At 59.7% G+C, this 16,388-nt stretch carries 14 protein-coding genes, 2 tRNA genes and 1 pseudogene; 7 read left to right on the plus strand and 10 right to left on the minus strand.

The genetic code is table 11. The features are described from left to right. Nucleotides 1-61: 61 nt before the first annotated feature. Nucleotides 62-1,114 (plus strand): Glu/Leu/Phe/Val dehydrogenase dimerization domain-containing protein, encoded by a 1,053-nt coding sequence (locus tag BLO50_RS09695; RefSeq protein WP_090251870.1) that lies wholly within the window; start codon nt 62-64, stop codon nt 1,112-1,114. 121 nt (nt 1,115-1,235) lie between these two features. Here the strand turns inward: BLO50_RS09695 and BLO50_RS09700 are convergent, their stop codons facing one another. Continuing rightward, on the minus strand, nt 1,236-1,715 hold the full coding sequence (locus BLO50_RS09700; protein WP_090251872.1) for a GNAT family N-acetyltransferase: 480 nt from the start codon (nt 1,713-1,715) through the stop codon (nt 1,236-1,238). A 145-nt stretch (nt 1,716-1,860) separates the two neighbouring features. On the opposite strand from BLO50_RS09700, the gene BLO50_RS09705 reads away from it, so the two are divergent. Both BLO50_RS09705 and gdhA read left to right on the plus strand, forming a co-directional pair. After that, a tRNA-Arg gene (locus BLO50_RS09705) sits at nt 1,861-1,935 on the plus strand. Between the two features lie 335 nt (nt 1,936-2,270). Then, the gene (gene gdhA / locus BLO50_RS09710) at nt 2,271-3,608 is read left to right on the plus strand and encodes an NADP-specific glutamate dehydrogenase (RefSeq protein WP_090251875.1); all 1,338 of its coding nucleotides are present in this window, start codon (nt 2,271-2,273) and stop codon (nt 3,606-3,608) included. Nucleotides 3,609-3,730: 122 nt separating this feature from the next. Here gdhA and uraH read toward each other — a convergent pair whose 3' ends face one another. Together uraH and BLO50_RS09720 are read right to left on the minus strand one after the other, a co-directional pair. Further along, a complete protein-coding gene (gene uraH, locus BLO50_RS09715; RefSeq protein WP_090251877.1) occupies nt 3,731-4,141 on the minus strand; it encodes a hydroxyisourate hydrolase in 411 nt (136 codons plus the stop codon). 14 nt (nt 4,142-4,155) lie between these two features. Further along, nucleotides 4,156-4,656 carry a GlcG/HbpS family heme-binding protein gene (locus BLO50_RS09720; RefSeq protein WP_090251880.1) on the minus strand — a complete coding sequence of 167 codons (501 nt, stop codon included), beginning with the start codon at nt 4,654-4,656 and terminating at the stop codon, nt 4,156-4,158. Between the two features lie 147 nt (nt 4,657-4,803). Between BLO50_RS09720 and BLO50_RS09725 the strand changes: the two genes are divergently transcribed. Together BLO50_RS09725 and BLO50_RS09730 are read left to right on the plus strand one after the other, a co-directional pair. Further along, the gene (locus BLO50_RS09725; RefSeq protein WP_090251882.1) at nt 4,804-5,475 is read left to right on the plus strand and encodes a heavy metal response regulator transcription factor; all 672 of its coding nucleotides are present in this window, start codon (nt 4,804-4,806) and stop codon (nt 5,473-5,475) included. Continuing rightward, nucleotides 5,472-6,842: a heavy metal sensor histidine kinase gene (locus BLO50_RS09730; protein WP_090251884.1), complete on the plus strand. Its 1,371-nt coding sequence runs from the start codon at nt 5,472-5,474 to the stop codon at nt 6,840-6,842. Before BLO50_RS09725 ends, BLO50_RS09730 begins: the two co-directional genes overlap by 4 nt. 87 nt (nt 6,843-6,929) lie before the next feature. Here the strand turns inward: BLO50_RS09730 and BLO50_RS09735 are convergent, their stop codons facing one another. Next, a complete protein-coding gene (locus BLO50_RS09735) occupies nt 6,930-7,112 on the minus strand; it encodes a hypothetical protein (protein WP_090251887.1) in 183 nt (60 codons plus the stop codon). 519 nt (nt 7,113-7,631) lie between these two features. Here BLO50_RS09735 and BLO50_RS09745 point away from each other — a divergent pair. After that, nucleotides 7,632-7,817 (plus strand): annotated as a pseudogene (locus BLO50_RS09745) (tyrosine-type recombinase/integrase); the annotation flags it as partial. An 80-nt stretch (nt 7,818-7,897) separates the two neighbouring features. Here BLO50_RS09745 and BLO50_RS09750 read toward each other — a convergent pair. The 5 genes from BLO50_RS09750 to BLO50_RS09770 all read right to left on the minus strand — a co-directional run bounded on the left by BLO50_RS09750 (nt 7,898) and on the right by BLO50_RS09770 (nt 11,866). Further along, nucleotides 7,898-7,971, minus strand: a tRNA-Gly gene (locus BLO50_RS09750). A 95-nt stretch (nt 7,972-8,066) separates the two neighbouring features. Next, nucleotides 8,067-8,951: an alpha/beta fold hydrolase gene (locus BLO50_RS09755; RefSeq protein ID WP_090251894.1), complete on the minus strand. Its 885-nt coding sequence runs from the start codon at nt 8,949-8,951 to the stop codon at nt 8,067-8,069. 544 nt (nt 8,952-9,495) lie between these two features. Beyond that, entirely contained in the window at nt 9,496-10,188 is a 693-nt protein-coding gene (locus BLO50_RS09760) for a pseudouridine synthase (protein WP_090251897.1), read from the minus strand. Nucleotides 10,189-10,190: 2 nt separating this feature from the next. After that, entirely contained in the window at nt 10,191-10,397 is a 207-nt protein-coding gene (locus BLO50_RS09765; RefSeq protein WP_090251900.1) for a cysteine-rich CWC family protein, read from the minus strand. Further along, nucleotides 10,394-11,866: a sensor domain-containing diguanylate cyclase gene (locus BLO50_RS09770; RefSeq protein WP_090251902.1), complete on the minus strand. Its 1,473-nt coding sequence runs from the start codon at nt 11,864-11,866 to the stop codon at nt 10,394-10,396. The genes BLO50_RS09765 and BLO50_RS09770 overlap by 4 nt, the downstream gene beginning before the upstream one ends. Before the next feature lie 227 nt (nt 11,867-12,093). Here BLO50_RS09770 and BLO50_RS09775 point away from each other — a divergent pair, with 227 nt between their 5' ends. Continuing rightward, nucleotides 12,094-12,756, plus strand: coding sequence for a class I SAM-dependent methyltransferase (locus tag BLO50_RS09775; RefSeq protein ID WP_090251904.1), 663 nt, complete (start codon nt 12,094-12,096; stop codon nt 12,754-12,756). A 4-nt stretch (nt 12,757-12,760) separates the two neighbouring features. On the opposite strand, the gene uca is transcribed toward BLO50_RS09775, so the two are convergent. Continuing rightward, complete coding sequence (gene uca, locus BLO50_RS09780; protein WP_090251912.1) at nt 12,761-16,384, minus strand: urea carboxylase; 3,624 nt, start codon at nt 16,382-16,384, stop codon at nt 12,761-12,763. Between the last annotated feature and the right edge of the window lie 4 nt (nt 16,385-16,388).

Here is a 16,388-nt window from a genome sequence, read left to right on the forward strand (position 1 = left end):
CCTTCACCCTCTCCCTTAACCGGGAGAGGGCGACCTCTTACAACAAAAAAACGAGGCACCTATTTCCGTGTTTTCCCATATCGATTTCGACCACCACGAACAGGTGGTCTACGGCCACGACAAGGCCAGCGGCCTGCGGGCGATTATCGCCATTCACAACAGCAACCTCGGCCCGGCCCTCGGCGGTTGCCGCATGTGGCCCTACGCCAATGACGATGAAGCGCTGCGCGATGTGCTGCGCCTGTCGCGTGGCATGACCTACAAATCGGCTCTGGCCAACCTGCCCCTGGGCGGGGGCAAGGCAGTGATCATCGGTGACCCGCATAAAGGCAAGAGCGCAGCGCTGTTCCAGGCCATGGGCGATTTTGTCGACAGCCTCGGCGGGCGTTATATCACCGCCGCCGACTCCGGCACCGGCGTTGCGGAAATGCAGATCATGGCCGAGCGTACGCGCCACGTATCCGGCGCCGAGCTGCGCGAAGCCTTCGCCGGCGGCACGCGCAATGGCGATCCGTCACCGTCCACCGCTTACGGGGTGTTTATCGGCATCCAGACAGCGGTCAAACACCGCCTGGGGCGTGATGATCTGCAGGGTCTGAAAGTGGCAATCCAAGGGGTAGGGCAGGTGGGCTTCGACCTGGCGCGCCAGCTGAAAGCCGCCGGCGCCGAGCTGTGGGTAACCGATATTGTCGAGGCCAATGTGCGTCGCGCGGTCGAGCAGCTGGGCGCAACCGCTGTGCCGCAGCAGGCGATTTTCGGCCTGGATGTCGATGTATTCGCGCCCTGCGCCATGGGCGGCATTATCAACCAGCAAACCCTGGAAGCCCTGCGCGCACCGATTATCGCCGGGGCCGCCAACAACCAACTGGCCGATGCCAGCCTGGCGGAAACCCTGCGCCGTAATGAGTGCCTGTACGCGCCGGATTACGCGATCAACGCCGGCGGCATTATTGATGTCTGCTACGAACGCACCGGCGGCAGCGCCGCACAGCTCAAAGCGCATATCGAAGGCATCGGCGCGACCCTGGAACAGATCTTCCAACGCGCCGATGCGGCGAGCAAAACCACTGTAGAGATTGCCGATCAGTTGGCCGAAGAACGGTTCGGTCGTTAAAAACAGCGCACTACTGGCAGTTTTTGCAAAACCCGTAGGAGCGGGCCATGCCCGCGATGCTTTCAGGTCAACATCGATTCGCGGGCATGGAACTAGGCGTCCCCCCCGCTCCTACAGCGTCTTAATCCAGCATCAACGCCAGGCTGACGCCATGCAGCTTAAAACCCAGATTTGCATAAAACGCATGGGCGGCCTCACGGCTCTGGCTGCTGGACAGCGCCACCTTGTAACACCCCCAGGCGCGGGCGCGTTCGATGGCTTTGCCCATCAGCGCCTGGCCAATCCCCAGGCCGCGCGCCTCAATATCCACCACCACATCTTCCAGAATCGCCGAGCGGGCAAAATTGTGCGCCAGGTGCTCGATCAGATTGATCGTGCAGGTGCCGAGCAACTTGCCGTCACGCTCGGCCACCAGCACCACACGGCTCACCGGCAGCTCACTCAAGCGCAACGCCAGCAGCTTGGCATCGGCACGCGGCTCATCGGGCGCTAACTGTTGCAGCAAGGCAGCCAGGGCCGATGCATCGTTAACGCTGACCGCACGCAGGTGAAAATCGGCAAAAGGCGAATCCGGCAGATGATGCGAAGCAGCAGGGCGCATGGCGATCTCTTCTCCTTATGACAGCCGGTTGGCAGTCAGTTGGCAGTCAGTTGGCAGTATGGCGCCGAGATGATGGCAGCGGCATGACAAAACCGCCCAGCCTCGCTAAGATGCCGCCCGCTGGTGGCCCGTCTATCCAGCCTCGGTTCCCATAGTTCAATGGATAGAATAAGCCCCTCCTAAGGGCTAGATACTGGTTCGAATCCAGTTGGGAACGCCATTTTTTCTGCCGGTGGTTAACTACCGTCTCCTGCTTTTTCTGCGCTGATCCATCCACGTCCTAATTCTTATCCAGACGCCATGCTCATACTGCCGAGGCGGGCTTGCTGCGCGTTGCATAATGCAAATGCCTTAAAACTGTGCGCTTATCGCCCTGAATATGCGCATTTATTTGCCTGTTTTATCCGCGCAATAGAGCACTAGCTTTATGAGAGCGCACCAAAAAGATTCATTAATGCGACATTTTGCGCTGTTATGGCGCCAGGCTGACTGCTAGAGTGCGGCGCACTTTTCAGTCGATCTGCCCTGTGTTCTGGGCACTGTTTGGGTACCCCTATGAGCGAATCCGTCGAGCTTTTCCTTTCCCGCTTGAAGCAGCGTGACCCTCACCAGCCGGAGTTTCATCAGGCCGTGGAAGAAGTGCTGCGTTCGCTGTGGCCATTCCTCGAAGCCAATCCGCGCTACCTGCAGGCCGGCATTGTTGAGCGTATGGTCGAGCCGGAGCGGGTGGTGCTGTTCCGCGTGTCCTGGGTTGATGACGCAGGGCGGGTGCAGGTCAACCGTGGCTATCGGGTGCAAATGAGCAGCGCTATTGGCCCGTACAAGGGCGGCCTGCGTTTCCACCCCTCGGTTAACCTAGGTGTGCTGAAGTTTCTGGCCTTTGAGCAGGTGTTCAAAAACTCGCTGACCTCGCTGCCAATGGGCGGCGGTAAAGGTGGCTCGGATTTCGACCCGAAGGGCAAAAGCGACAACGAAGTCATGCGCTTCTGCCAGGCCTTTATGAGCGAGCTGTACCGCCATATCGGTGCGGACCTAGATGTGCCCGCCGGGGATATCGGCGTTGGCGGCCGTGAGATCGGCTATATGTTCGGCCAGTACAAACGCCTGGCTAATCAGTTCACTTCGGTGCTGACCGGCAAGGGCATTACCTACGGCGGCAGCCTTATTCGCCCGGAAGCCACCGGCTATGGCTGTGTGTACTTCGCTCAGGAAATGCTCAAACGGATCAACCGCGGCGTTGAAGGCCAGCGCGTGGTTATCTCAGGTTCAGGCAACGTAGCCCAGTACGCGGCGCAGAAGGTTATGGAACTGGGCGGTATGGTGGTGTCCATGTCGGACTCTGAGGGCACTCTGCATACCCCTGATGGCCTGACTGAGGAGCAGTGGCAGCACCTGATGGAGCTGAAAAACGTGCGTCGTGGTCGTCTTAGCGAAATGGCCGCGCACTTCAAACTGAACTTCCTTGCCGGCAAGCGCCCTTGGCAGCTGTCGTGCGACATCGCGCTGCCATGCGCCACACAGAATGAACTGGATGCTGAGGATGCTAAAGCGCTGCTGAGCAACGGCTGCTTCTGCGTGGCCGAAGGGGCGAATATGCCCTCGACCTTGGAAGCGGTGGATCTGTTTATTGACGCGGGCATCTGCTTTGCCCCAGGCAAGGCATCAAACGCTGGTGGCGTGGCCACCAGCGGCCTGGAAATGAGCCAAAACGCCATGCGCCTGAACTGGACTGCTGGCGAAGTGGACGAGCGCTTGCACAGCATCATGCAAAGCATCCACAGCGCCTGTGTGCGTTACGGTGAAGAGAATGGACGAGTCAACTACGTCAAAGGCGCCAACATCGCCGGCTTCGTCAAAGTCGCTGACGCCATGCTGGCGCAGGGTGTGGTCTAACCCGCTTCGATCCTGACACGCTCTACCGCCAACAAAAAATGCCCGCGCAATGCGGGCATTTTTTATTCGCTCTAAGCTAACGCGCCAGCGAGTGCGCGGCGCATTAGCCGGCCTCTGACGGCTTAGTTACCGCGGTAGGTGGAGAAGCCGTAAGGGCTGAGCAGCAACGGAATGTGGTAGTGCGGCACGGTGCCGTCGACTTCGAAGATCACCGGCACTTCCGGGAAGAAGCTCGCTGTAGCGTGCTTCTTGAACCATTCACCTGTCTTGAACGTCACGCGGTAGGTGCCTTTCTCCAGCGCTTTGTCTGCTGGGTACAGGGCGGTAATGCGGCCTTGTTCGTTGGTTGCGCCGCTGTTGAGCATGTTCCAGTTTTTACCGTCCTGTTTTTCCAGGGTCACGTTGACTTCAGGCGAAGGTAGACCGTCTTGCAGGTTCAGCACGTGCACGCTCAGCGGGTTACCAGCTGCCAGGGCCAGGGAGGAAAGGCCGCTGAGGACAGCGCCGGCAAACAGGGTTTTCAGCAGTTTCATGGTGTGACTCCTAATCAGTGAGTGGTGGGTAAAATTTGAGCAATGGCTTTCAGGGCGCAGCCTTCATCGATCTCAGCGCCGCCGGCGCCTGCGACACCGATGGCACCGATGACCTGATTTCCCACCGTCAATGGCACGCCGCCACCGAGCAGCAGCAGCTCATCGAGGGTGTTGAGGTTTTCGGCATCCGGGTTGTTGCGGGCACGTTCAGACAGCAGGCGTGTGGAGGTTTTAGTCGACAGGGCGGTAAAGGCTTTGCGCTGCGCCGCCACGGTGTTGTGCGGGCCGACATTGTCGTCACGCTGCACTGCAACCAGGTTGCCGCCACGGTCGACTACAGCGGCAACGCCGGTACGGCCATCGGCATGGCATGCCGCCAGCGTGGCGCTGAGTAAGTTGTTCGCCAGCGCCAGGGTGACGTCTGGGCGCTGGGCAACTTGTGCGTCAGTGGCCCATGCGGCAGAAGAACCCATGGCCAGTGCAAGTAATGACAAGGTGGCGGTGCGAAGTAACATATCGGTCTCCAGGGTTGGGCTCAGCTGAGCGATGGGTGACCATGCTGCCCAAGCGTCACCGTCAAACGGATTGCGCTTGGATTACCAATTTGTAATGGGAGCGCCGCGCAGAACGGCCTAGGCTATGCGCCTGTGCTGGAGGAAAAGATGCGCATTCTGGTGGTCGAAGACGAAGTAAAAACCGCGGATTACTTGAGCAAAGGCTTAGGTGAGTCGGGGTATCGCGTGGACGTTGCCCTGAATGGTCTGGATGGCCAGCACCTGGTGCAGGAACATGAGTTCGACCTGATCATTCTTGATGTCATGTTGCCCGGTTTGGATGGCTGGCAGCTGCTGCAGATCATTCGGCGCAAGCTGCAAACACCGGTACTGTTTCTCACTGCGCGTGATGCGGTGGAGGACCGTGTCAAAGGGCTGGAACTGGGCGCTGATGATTACTTGGTCAAACCCTTTTCTTACGCCGAGTTACTGGCTCGCGTACGTACCTTGCTGCGTCGTGGGCCGCCGCGTGAGGTTGAGCAGTTTCAAGTGGCGGATCTGCATCTAGACCTGTTACGGCGCAAAGTCACCCGCAATGGTGAACGCGTGACCCTGACCAACAAGGAGTTCTCTCTGCTGCACTTGTTGCTCAGCCGTGAGGGGGAGGTGTTGTCGCGTACCTTGATTGCTTCGCATGTCTGGCAGATGAATTTCGACAGTGACACCAACGTGGTCGATGTGGCCATCCGCCGCCTGCGTGCCAAGGTCGACGACCCATACCAGCTTAAGCTGATCCACACTGTGCGCGGCATGGGGTACATGCTTGAGGCGCAGTCATGAGGCTGTGGCCGCGCGCGTTGAGCGTGCGCCTCGCCGTGATGTTCGCCTTGGTCAGCACGTTGTTATTGGGCCTAATTGGTTTTTCCCTGTACCAATCGCTGCAGCGCGAAATTGCCTGGCGCGATGATCAGGCATTGCTTGGCCGGCTGGAGCGCATGCAGGCCTTGCTTGACGACAGCCAGAGCATTGAGGCCCTGCGTAGCAGGCCGCAGCTCTATGAAAACATGCTGGGTAATCGCGATAGTTTGCTGTGGATTATCGATGACGCCGGGCAGCGGCTGATCGAGATCAACCCAACCTTAATGCCGCTGCCCGTGTTGCCAGCTGCCGAGCGAGCCACCCTAGGCGATAGCCAAAGCAGTGAACTTTTGCGCCTGGCCTGGTTGGATGTCACCCGAGGCGATCGTCGCCTAACCCTGATTGCCGGAAAGCTGCTCAGCGAGCGTGAGCAGATGCTAGCGGCGTATCGCCTCAAACTCTGGTTGGCCTTATCGGTTGGCGCATTCTTAGCGTTTGGGTTCGGCTGGCTGGTCAGCCTGCGTGGTTTGCAGCCGGTGCGACAGCTGGCAATGCGCGCTGCTGCCATTGACGTGCAGCACCTACACCTGCGCCTGGATGAGTTTAAAGATGTCAGCGAATTGCAGGCGCTCAGCAAGGCGTTAAACCTGATGCTCGCGCGTCTTGAAGACGGATTTGCCCAGCTCTCGCGCTTTTCAGAAGACCTTGCCCATGAGATGCGCACTCCGCTGAGTAACCTAATGGGGCACGCGCAGCAAACCCTCGCACGTCCACGTTCAGTGGATGAATACCAGAACTTGCTGGTTTCCAATCTTGAGGAGTACGACCGATTGGCGCGAATGATCGACAGTATGTTGTTTCTCGCGCGTACCGAGCAGGCTGATGCTTCGATCAACCGGCAACTGGTTGACCTGCACGAATTGGTCGAACAGCTCTGCGAGTACTTCGATGGCACAGCACAGGAGTGCGCCATCGAGTTGATTAACAAGGGCAGTGGCACTTTAGTCGCCGACCCGCAGTTAGTCCGTCGCGCCTTGGCTAACCTGTTGGCGAATGCGCTGCGTTACGGCATACCTGACAGTGCTGTCACCATCAGCAGCAGTTTGTGCGATGGAGTCGTTGAGATCAGCGTGCACAACTTCGGTGAACCCATTGCCGCCGAACACCTGCCGCGTCTGTTTGAACGCTTTTATCGCTGCGACCCCTCGCGTAACCAGCCCGATGATTCGGGTGGCCTGGGCTTGGCCATTGTGCGTTCGATCATGCATGCCCATGGCGGTCAGGTTCGTGTTACCAGCGCCCAGGCGGGCACGAGCTTCAGTCTGCTATTTCCGCTGGATAGTGCTTAAGCCACCCAGTAAAAAGCCCCGAAATCTGGTTAGAAGTCGGGGCTTTATGTTTTGAGTTCTTGTGGGGGGGGCTTTGATTTTTAGGGCTTAAACGTTCTCTACAGCAAACGCTGAAGTGATTGGCTCTAGCGCACTACTCGGCAGCTTGTGCGGCGCTTCGATACGTTCTTTTAGCTTTTCGGTGAACTCGACAGCTGAAGCCTGATCCTTGAAGTTAAGCTTTATAGCCCCGGTGTTTACTAACCATTTCTCGCCGTCTTCTATCACCATCTTTGAAATCGAGATTTCTATGCCAGTTCCTCTCGCGAATTGAATCGAACCGTGAGTTTTAGGCAAAAAAAGACCAACAAACGTCGGTCAAATCTTAATTTAGGAGGAGCACCTGATGAGCATCAGGTGACATCATATTCTCTCCAGATTGTTGCACGCGTGTGACGAATTCAGGTCCATTCGTCTGCGGCTCGTTCTCTGCAACCAATCCGTAATAATTGTCTACTACCTTGCCGTCTTCACTCGAGGGCAAGATTTTGAACCGCAACGCACGCAAAACGCTAACCACCATTGCTGAACACAACGAAGACGCAGCCATTGCACTTATGCGCGCTGCGGAACGTACAGGTGATCAAGTCCTTCGGCAGCAGATGCTCAGGGTTATTCATCAGCTGAACGAGGATGCACTTGACCTCAGATCCATCCGTGACGATTCCATCTCGTCATCTCGTAAACTTGCCTGATTAGCCAGCCTTTAAGGCTCATGCCCTGCGCTTGCAGGAACGCCCGCTATCGTTCCTTTCTCATGCCCAGGCTAAGCATGTGCTTCGCCATACCTTCGCTTATCACTTCGTCATCACTGGCGGGAACATCCTGACCCTGCAGAAGGTGTTTGGTCATGCGTCCGCCACCATGACCATGCGCTATACCCATCTGGCACAGGATCACCTGCAGGAAGCTTTGCGCTGCAATCCAATCTTCGACACTTTCTCGATACCGGCCTAGGCCAGAAAGCAAAAAGCCCCGAAATCTTGTTAGAAGTCAGGGCTTTAAAAACTGCGATTTGGAGCGGGCGATGGGAATCGAACCCACAGCTCTAGCTTGGGAAGCTAGGGTATTACCACTATACGACGCCCGCAGCGGGTGCCTTTATACCGGAAGTCTTGGCCGAAATGAAGCCTGCAGCGCGGGTATCTGTGGCTGGGCGCTGCAGGCTTGGGGCATAGCGGTGGTTCATACGGCTATCGCGTGGTGCAGGTCGTGCTGTGGACGGTTGCTGGAGCTGATGCGTGCCGGGGCCTGCAGGAACTTGAGCATGACGGACTGACTCTGCAGCCAGGCCTTCTTGTGCTCCATGTCGAGAAAGTGCCCGGTGTTGTCGATAGTGGCGAACTGGCAGTCACTCAGGTACTTGGCAAACACGCGCACGTCATCCGGAGAGGTGTATTCGTCGTGCTCGCCGTTGATAAACAGCAGCGGGATGTCGATGGCCGCCAGGCATTCCATCTGGCAGTGGTTGTCCATATGCACCACCTGGTTGATGTGCGCGTGCAACTGCAGGTATTCGTGGCTGTCGAGGCTGCTGATATGGCGATGGTTGTAGCGCTTGAACAGGGAGGGTAGGTATTTGCCGATGGTGCTGTTGACCAGCTGGCCGACCTTTTCGCCGTCGATGGCCTGCAAGTGGGTCATGCCTTTTTCCAGGTAATCAAGCATCGGCTCATTCAGCAGGGGCGAGAAGGAGGTGATCACCGCCTTTTCGATACGCGCCGGGCGTTGCGCCAGAGCGAGCATGGCAGCGACGCCACCCCAGGAGAACGACAGCAGGTAGTCGACCTGAAACTGTTCGATCAGCTCCAGCAGGATGGTGGCTTCATCTTCCTTGCTGATCGGTCGGCTATGGCTGTTGTGCGGCTTGGACTGGCCGGCGTAGGGCTGATCGTAAAGCACCACATTGAACTGTGGTTGCAGGTACTTGATGGTTTGCGCAAAGGCGGCGGTGGTGGCCAGCGAGCCGTTGATCAGGATGATGGTCTTGCGCGCGCTGGGGTTGGCATAGAACTCCGTGTGTACCTTGAACGTCCTGTGTATATCGACGACAGCGATGGCTGGCTTCATGTCGTTTCCTCCTGGCGCAAAAATGGGCATGGCAAAACGGCGGTGCCGTTAAGCCGGGCTAAGCAGGACAGTCAGGAAAGCGCCTGGACGTGACAGCAAGATGTCAGGCTGGAGGATTTTATAAGTTATTTATTTTCAATCAGTTAGGGCTGAAATAGAGCATCCGTCCACGACCTTTTGGCAGGTGTGGAGAGGCGTCTTTGACCAGGCAGGAACCCATTTCGCGCAGTGCGCAAGTAACCGAGAGAACGCTTAGATGGCTTTAGTGACTGATAGGTCACGATAAGACCTTATGGTTCTATTTAAGCAACCGCGTTCGGGCTGGCGCAAGTGAATATTGGAATATCGAACAACCGTTTGTCGGTTAGCTAGCTAAGTATGTGACTTGAGCACGAACTGCCTAGAGGGTGCTTACAAAAGTAGCGAGCGATGGTCAGGCAAGGCGAAATCAGCCGAGAAAGCGGAGTGTACGGGTTGTACATGAGCATTTTGAGGCTGATTTCAACGCAGCATGGCCGAGCGCAGTAATTTGTAAGCACCCATCTTAGATGCAGGCGATTTCCGCTGCCGTCAGGGCGCGGTATTGGCCAGGGGCCAGCTGCGGGTCGAGTTGGATGGCGCCCATGCTCAGGCGATGCAGGCCGATGACCTTGTTCTGGAAATGGCCAAACATGCGCTTGACCTGATGGTAGCGGCCTTCGTGCAGGGTCAGCAGGGCGCTATGGCTATCCACGATGACCAGCTCGGCGGGCAGGGTGGTGAGGTCTTCGTAGGCGAAGTACAGGCCGCGGGCGAACACCTCGATGTACTCAGGAGTAATCGGCTGTTCGGTCTCTACGCGGTAGACCTTGCCCAGGTGGCTGCGCGGCTCGGTGAGGCGGCGTGACCACTGGCCGTCGTTGGTGATCAGCAGCAGGCCGCTGGTATTCAGGTCCAGGCGGCCGGCCAGGTGCAGGTCGGCTTTGTCCGGCTCATCGAGCAAATCCAGCACGGTGCGGTGCTGCTCATGCTCGGTGGCACTGACCACGCCGGTGGGTTTGTGCAGCATAAAATAGCGTGCGGCTTTGCCGGCCTGCAGCAGCTCGCTATCAACCTCGATGCGGCTGAACTGGCTGACCTCGCACAAGCCATCGCAAACCACCACGCCGTCCACTTGCACGCGGCCGCTGGCCAGCAGTTGGCGGGCGGCTTGGCGATTGAGCTGGGGCAGGTTGCTGAGAAAGCGGTCGAGGCGCATGGCTAGTCGGCAGACGGTTCAGGCAGACCCTGGGCGCAGCGTGGGCACAGGCAGCTGCGGTTGCGCTGCTCGGGCGGCAGTTTGGCCAGCTGCTCGGCATCGATGGACACGCTAAAACACCAGCACTCGCTCACCGGTGCGTCGGCGCCAGCCTGGGCGCATTGGTTGAGCTGCCCGCAGCAGGGGCAGCGGTTGGTGTCATCACTCACGCGATTTCTTCACACAGGCGGTTGCGGCCGCCCTGTTTGGCCCGGTACAGGGCGCGGTCGGCGCGGGTGATCAGCTGCTCCAGGGATTCATCGGCATGCAGTTGCGCCAGGCCGATGCTGGTGGTGATGCGTAGCTGCGCGCCGTTAAAGCTGATGCAGCTTTGCTCGGTTTGCTGGCGGATTTTTTCACCCAGCTCGCGGGCCTGCTCGGGGGTGGTGTCCTTGAGCAGCAGAATAAATTCCTCGCCACCCCAGCGGCAGATGATGTCGGACTGACGCAGGGTGCTGCGTAGGTCGCTGGCAAAGCGACGCAGCACTTCATCACCGGCCATATGGCCCTGGCTGTCGTTGAGCTGTTTGAAGTTGTCCAGGTCGAGCATCAGGGCGCACAGCGCGCTTGGGCTGCGCCGGGCTTCCTGCACGGCTTGATTGGCTAGCAGGTCAAAGCCACGGCGGTTGGGCAGCTCGGTCAGCAGGTCGGTGGTGGCCAGCGCGCTGATGCGTCGCTGATAGCGGCGCAGCACCAGGCTCACCAGGCTGATGACGATCACAGTGACCACCAGGCAGATCAGCAGATTGAGGTACAGCGACTTGCGGATGCCCGCGACGGCGCCGTCCTCATGCTTGTCGACAAACAGGTACCAGTTCAGCTCGGGGATAAAACGCACATTGAGGAAGTGATCGCGGCCGTGTTCCTGATACTCGAAGTCGCCGCTTTGTGGGTGCGGCAGCTTGGCCTGCAGCTCTTCCAGGCCGGGAATTTCACTGAGCGACTGGCCAACTCGCGCGCCCATCGGCCCGCCGTTGGCACCCGTGAGCACCAGCCGACCATTGGTGTCGACGAAGAACACACTGCGCTCATAGCGCTGCTGGTAGGTGTCGATCAGTTTGACCACTGCATCCACGGTCAGGCCGACGCCGGTGGCGCCGATAAAGCGCTGCTGGTAATCGAACACCTTGTAATTGATAAACACGGTCATGCGGTCGTCGTTGGCCATGTCGACGTCGACATTGATCTCGTATGGGGTCTGCATGTCGCGCACGCGGAAATACCAGTCATCGCGTGGCTCGTCTTCCTGCACCTGCTTGAGCACGCCCTTGGCCTGGTAGTAGGTGTGGGTTTTCTCGGAGACGAAGAAGCTGGTGACCGTGGCGTAATGCTCCTGCACTTCACGCAGGTAGCGGGTGATCTGCTCAGGATCCTTCTCGCCGCTCAACACCCAGTCACGCACGTAGGTGTCGCGGGACATCATCGAAGAAATCAGGATGGGCCGAACCAGGTCCTTCTGGATTTCCGAGTAGACGTTGTCCGAGGTCAGCGGCAGTTCGGTGTTGATGATGCCGGCGCGGATTGAATCCAGAGCGGTGTAGTAACTGGCCAGGGAGGTGGCGAGGAAGCCACAACCGAGCAGAACCAGCAGCAGCGCAATCAAGGACCATTGGCGGGTCAGCGGGGACGGATGAGGCATGCAAGGCTCTGCTGGTTAAATAATCGCCGCATTGTAGCGTTCGGCAACCGCCCGCGCTGCTGAAACATCGGCTCCTGGCTGATTTGCCAGCAGTCATGGTGCTTGCTGCGCCAGGCCTTGAGGACTAAGGTGCGGCAACACGAAGAGTCTCCTTGGTGACCCGTACGCTGCTCGTACGCCTTGCTGATCTGCCCCTGACCGCAGTCCTTTCAGCACACCGAGCCCCCATGCCCAGCGCGCCTGCCAGCTATCGCATCAAATATTCCACCCTGAGCATCGGGCTGGAGGATTTTCACCTGTGCTCGCTGCGCGACAAACAGCAGTTCGCCGATCTCGACGGTTTGGCGGAAAAAGCTGGAATCTCCTCGGCCACCTGGTCGCTGTTCGGTCAGCTGTGGCCGGCTGGTGAAGTGCTGGCGCAAACCCTGAGCGGCATGTCGGTGGATGGGCTGCGTATTCTTGAACTGGGCTGCGGCCTGGGGCTGACCAGCCTGGTGCTGCAGCGCCTGGGGGCGGATATCACCGCCAGTGATTACCACCCGCTGGCGGGCGAGTTTCTGCTGCGCAATGCCGCGCTTAATCAACTGGAACCGGTGCCTTATCAGAGCTGCGACTGGGCCGAGGACTATCAGCAGCTGGGCCTGTTTGATCTGGTGATCGGCAGCGATCTGCTTTACGAGCGCGACCATCCCAGCCTGCTGGCCGGGTTTATCGACCGCCATTGCAACCGCCATGCGGCGGTGCTGATTGTCGACCCGGGCCGCGGCAACAGCGCGCGGTTTTCCCGGCATATGCTGGAGCACGGCTACCTGCAGCTGGCCGATAGCCTGAACCTGCTGGATAACCCAGATGCACCCTTTAAGGGGCGCATCCTCAGTTACCGGCGTTAGCCCCTCAGACTTCTTCTAATACCACTACGCGCTGGCCCGCACGCACCGGCGAGCCTGGCTGCACGCGCACTTCGCGCACCACGCCATCGCGCGGGGCGAGCAGGGGGATTTCCATCTTCATCGACTCAAGAATCACCAGCACATCACCAGCTTTGACCGTGCTGCCGGCTTTTACCTGCACTTGCCAGAGGTTGCCGGCGATATGGCTGTCGATGCTGTGCAGGCCGGCGCCGAGCGGGGCGTCTTCGCCGAGATCGGCGGCCACTTCCTCACTCTCGTAGTGCGCCTGGCCGGAGGCGATCCAGCGCTGGCGTTCGGCGTCGAAGGCCGCGCGTTGTTGGTTACGGAAGGCCTCGATGCCCTCAGCCTCGCGGTCAAGAAAGGTCTGATAATCGGCCAGGGCCAATTCACTGTGCTCGATACGCAAGTCATAGCGGCCCAGGGGGAAGTCACGACGGATACGCAGCAGCTCGTCCGCCGAGACCGGGTAGAAGCGGATCTGGTCGAAAAAGCGCAGCAGCCAGGGCTTACCGTCGAAGGCGGCCACTTCGCGGTAGCGGTTCCACATCTGCAGGGTGCGGCCGACGAACTGGTAACCGCCGGGACCTTCCATGCCGTACACGCACATATAGGCGCCGCCGATGCCCACCGAGTTTTCCGCGGTCCAGGTGCGCGCCGGGTTGTACTTGGTGGTCACCAGGCGATGGCGCGGGTCGAGCGGCGTGGCCACTGGGGCACCGAGGTAGACGTCGCCCAGGCCCATCACCAGATAACTGGCGTCAAAGACCGTTCTGTACACCTCATCCAGATTAGGCAGGTCATTGATGCGGCGGATAAATTCCAGGTTGCTCGGGCACCAGGGCGCGTCTTTGCGCACCGTGGTCATGTATTTCTCGATCGCCAACTGGCAGGCCGGATCGTCCCAGGACAGCGGCAGATGAACGATGCGCGACGGCACGCGCAGGTCCTGTGCGGCGCACACGGCGTCCCATTCGCCGGCGACTATGCCGAGCAGATCGCTAAGGGCCAAAGTTTCCGGCTGGTAATGCACCTGCAGCGAGCGAATGCCTGGGGTGAGGTCGATCACGCCGTTGAGGTTTTTCGCTTCCAGCGCCTGCATCAGCGCATGGCCACGGAAACGCAGCACCAGATCCAGCTCTGCCGCGCCGATTTCCAGCAGCAGATGGGTGTCGCCAGACAGGCGTGCGACCAGACGTTTATCGGCTTCGCCGATATCGAGCACGATGGGGCTTTGTAGCTCGGCTGCACTCGGGGAACTCGGCGGCATATCGGCCCCGGATTGCAGCCGGGCTACCAGGTCACTTGTTTCTGCATTGCTGGCCTTGGCCAATTTCCGCGCGGTGGCGATATCCACCGGCGCAAAGCGCACTTTATCGCCCGCCTTAAGCTGGCCCAGCTGCCAAAGGTCCGCCTCGATAATCGTTACTGGGCAAACAAAGCCGCCCAGGCTGGGACCGTCTGGGCCGAGAATTACCGGCATATCGCCGGTAAAGTCCACCGCGCCGATGGCGTAGGGGTTGTCGTGGATATTCGAGGGGTGCAAGCCGGCTTCGCCGCCGCTATCGCGTACCCATTCCGGCTTGGGGCCGATCAGGCGCACGCCGGTGCGGCTGGAGTTGAAGTGCACTTCCCAGTCGGTGGCGAAAAACGTCTCGATATAGGCCGGAGTGAAGTATTCCGGCGCGCCGTGCGGGCCGTAGATCACGCGAATTTCACGCACTGCGGGCAGGGCGCTACACAGCTCGGCGGGCAGTTGCGCACCGGCTTGAAGGTCGGTCAGCGCGGGGATATGCAGCACGTCACCGGCACGCAGAGCACGGCCGCCATGGCCGCCGAACTGGCCGAGGGTAAAGGTGCTTTTGCTGCCGAGATAATCCGGCACCTGCACGCCGCCGCGCAGGCACAGGTAGCTACGTGCCCCAGCGCCATTGATAGTGCCGAGGCTCAAGGTGCTGCCGGCCTTGATCAGCAGTGCGGTATTCAGTGGCTGCTCAATACCATCGACGCTTAGCGGGATTGGCGCACCAGTGACCGCCACCACTGCATCGGTGTTAAAGCGCAGAGTCGGGCCGCTCATGGTGATTTCCAGGCCGGCGGCATCTGCCTCGTTGCCCAGCAGACGATTGCCCAGGCGCAGGGCGCGGCTATCCATTGGCCCGGATGGCGGTACGCCGACGGCCCAGTAGCCGAGGCGGCCGGGGAAGTCCTGCACGGTGGTCTGGGTGCCGGCGCTCAGCACTTCAAAGGTCGTGGCTTGGTAGTTCAAATTTTCCAGGCAGCGGGTCCAGGGGTTACCGCTGGCGAACGGTGCGTCAGTGAGGATTTGCCGCAAGTATTGGCTATTGGTTTCCACGCCATACAGCAGGGTGTCGGCCAGGGCTTGACCGAGGGTGGCACTGGCGGCTTCTCGGCTATCGGCCCAAGTGATGACCTTGGCGATCATCGGGTCGAAGTAGGGCGGAATTTCGCAACCGGCTTCGACCCAGGTATCGATACGCAGTGCTTTGCCATCGGCCTTGGGGAAGTCCACGGCGGTAAGCAGGCCGGGGCTCGGTTGGAAGTCGCGGCCCGGATCTTCGGCGTACAGGCGCGCTTGAATGGCATGGCCGCTGGGCTTCAGGCCCTGGGCCAGCTCGCTCAGCGGAGCCAGATCGCCGGCCGCCAGTTCGATCATCCAGCGCACCAGGTCGACGCCCCACACCTGTTCGGTAACGCCGTGCTCGACCTGCAGACGGGTGTTCATCTCAAGGAAATAGAAACGCGCTGCCTCGCTGTCGTAGACAAATTCCACTGTGCCTGCGCTGCGGTAGCTGACCGCCTTGGCCAGCTTGATCGCCGCCGCGCACAGCTCCTCGGCCATACCGGCCGGCAGGTTGGGTGCCGGGGTTTCTTCCAGCACCTTTTGGTTACGCCGCTGCACCGAGCAGTCGCGCACGCCGAGGGCCAGCACTTCACCGTGACCGTCGCCAAATACCTGCACTTCCAGGTGGCGGGCGCGTTGTATGTATTTTTCGATAAACACGCCGCTGTCGCTGAAGTTGTTCTGCCCTAGGCGTTTGACCGCCTCGAAGGCGTCGCTCAGCTCGGCGGCGCTGTTGCATACGCGCATACCGATGCCGCCGCCGCCGGCGGTGCTTTTCAGCATCACCGGGTAACCCACCTGTTCGCCCGCGACCAGCGCGGCGTCGAGATTTTCCAGCAACTCGGTGCCTTCAAGCATCGGTACGCCGTGCTGTTTGGCCAGGGCGCGGGCGGTGTGTTTAAGGCCGAATACCCGCAGCTGCTCCGGCGTTGGGCCGACAAAGGCAATACCGGCGGCTTCGCAGGCCTCGGCAAAGGCGGCGTTTTCTGAGAGAAAGCCGTAACCGGGGTGGATGGCCGTGGCGCCGCTCTGTTTGGCCACGGCGAGAATCTTCTCGACCATCAGGTAGGTGTTGGCTGCCGGGCCTTCGCCCAGGCTGTGCGCTTCGTCCGCCTGTTGGATATGCAGGCTGGCGGTGTCGGCTTCGGAGTAGACGGCTACGCCCTGTACATCAAGGGCGCGTAGCGTACGCAGGATGCGGCAGGCGATGGCGCCACGGTTGGCGATCAGCAGTTTGTTGAACATGGCG

The sequence above is a fragment of the Pseudomonas peli genome (genome assembly GCF_900099645.1).
Lineage (GTDB): Bacteria > Pseudomonadota > Gammaproteobacteria > Pseudomonadales > Pseudomonadaceae > Aquipseudomonas > Aquipseudomonas peli.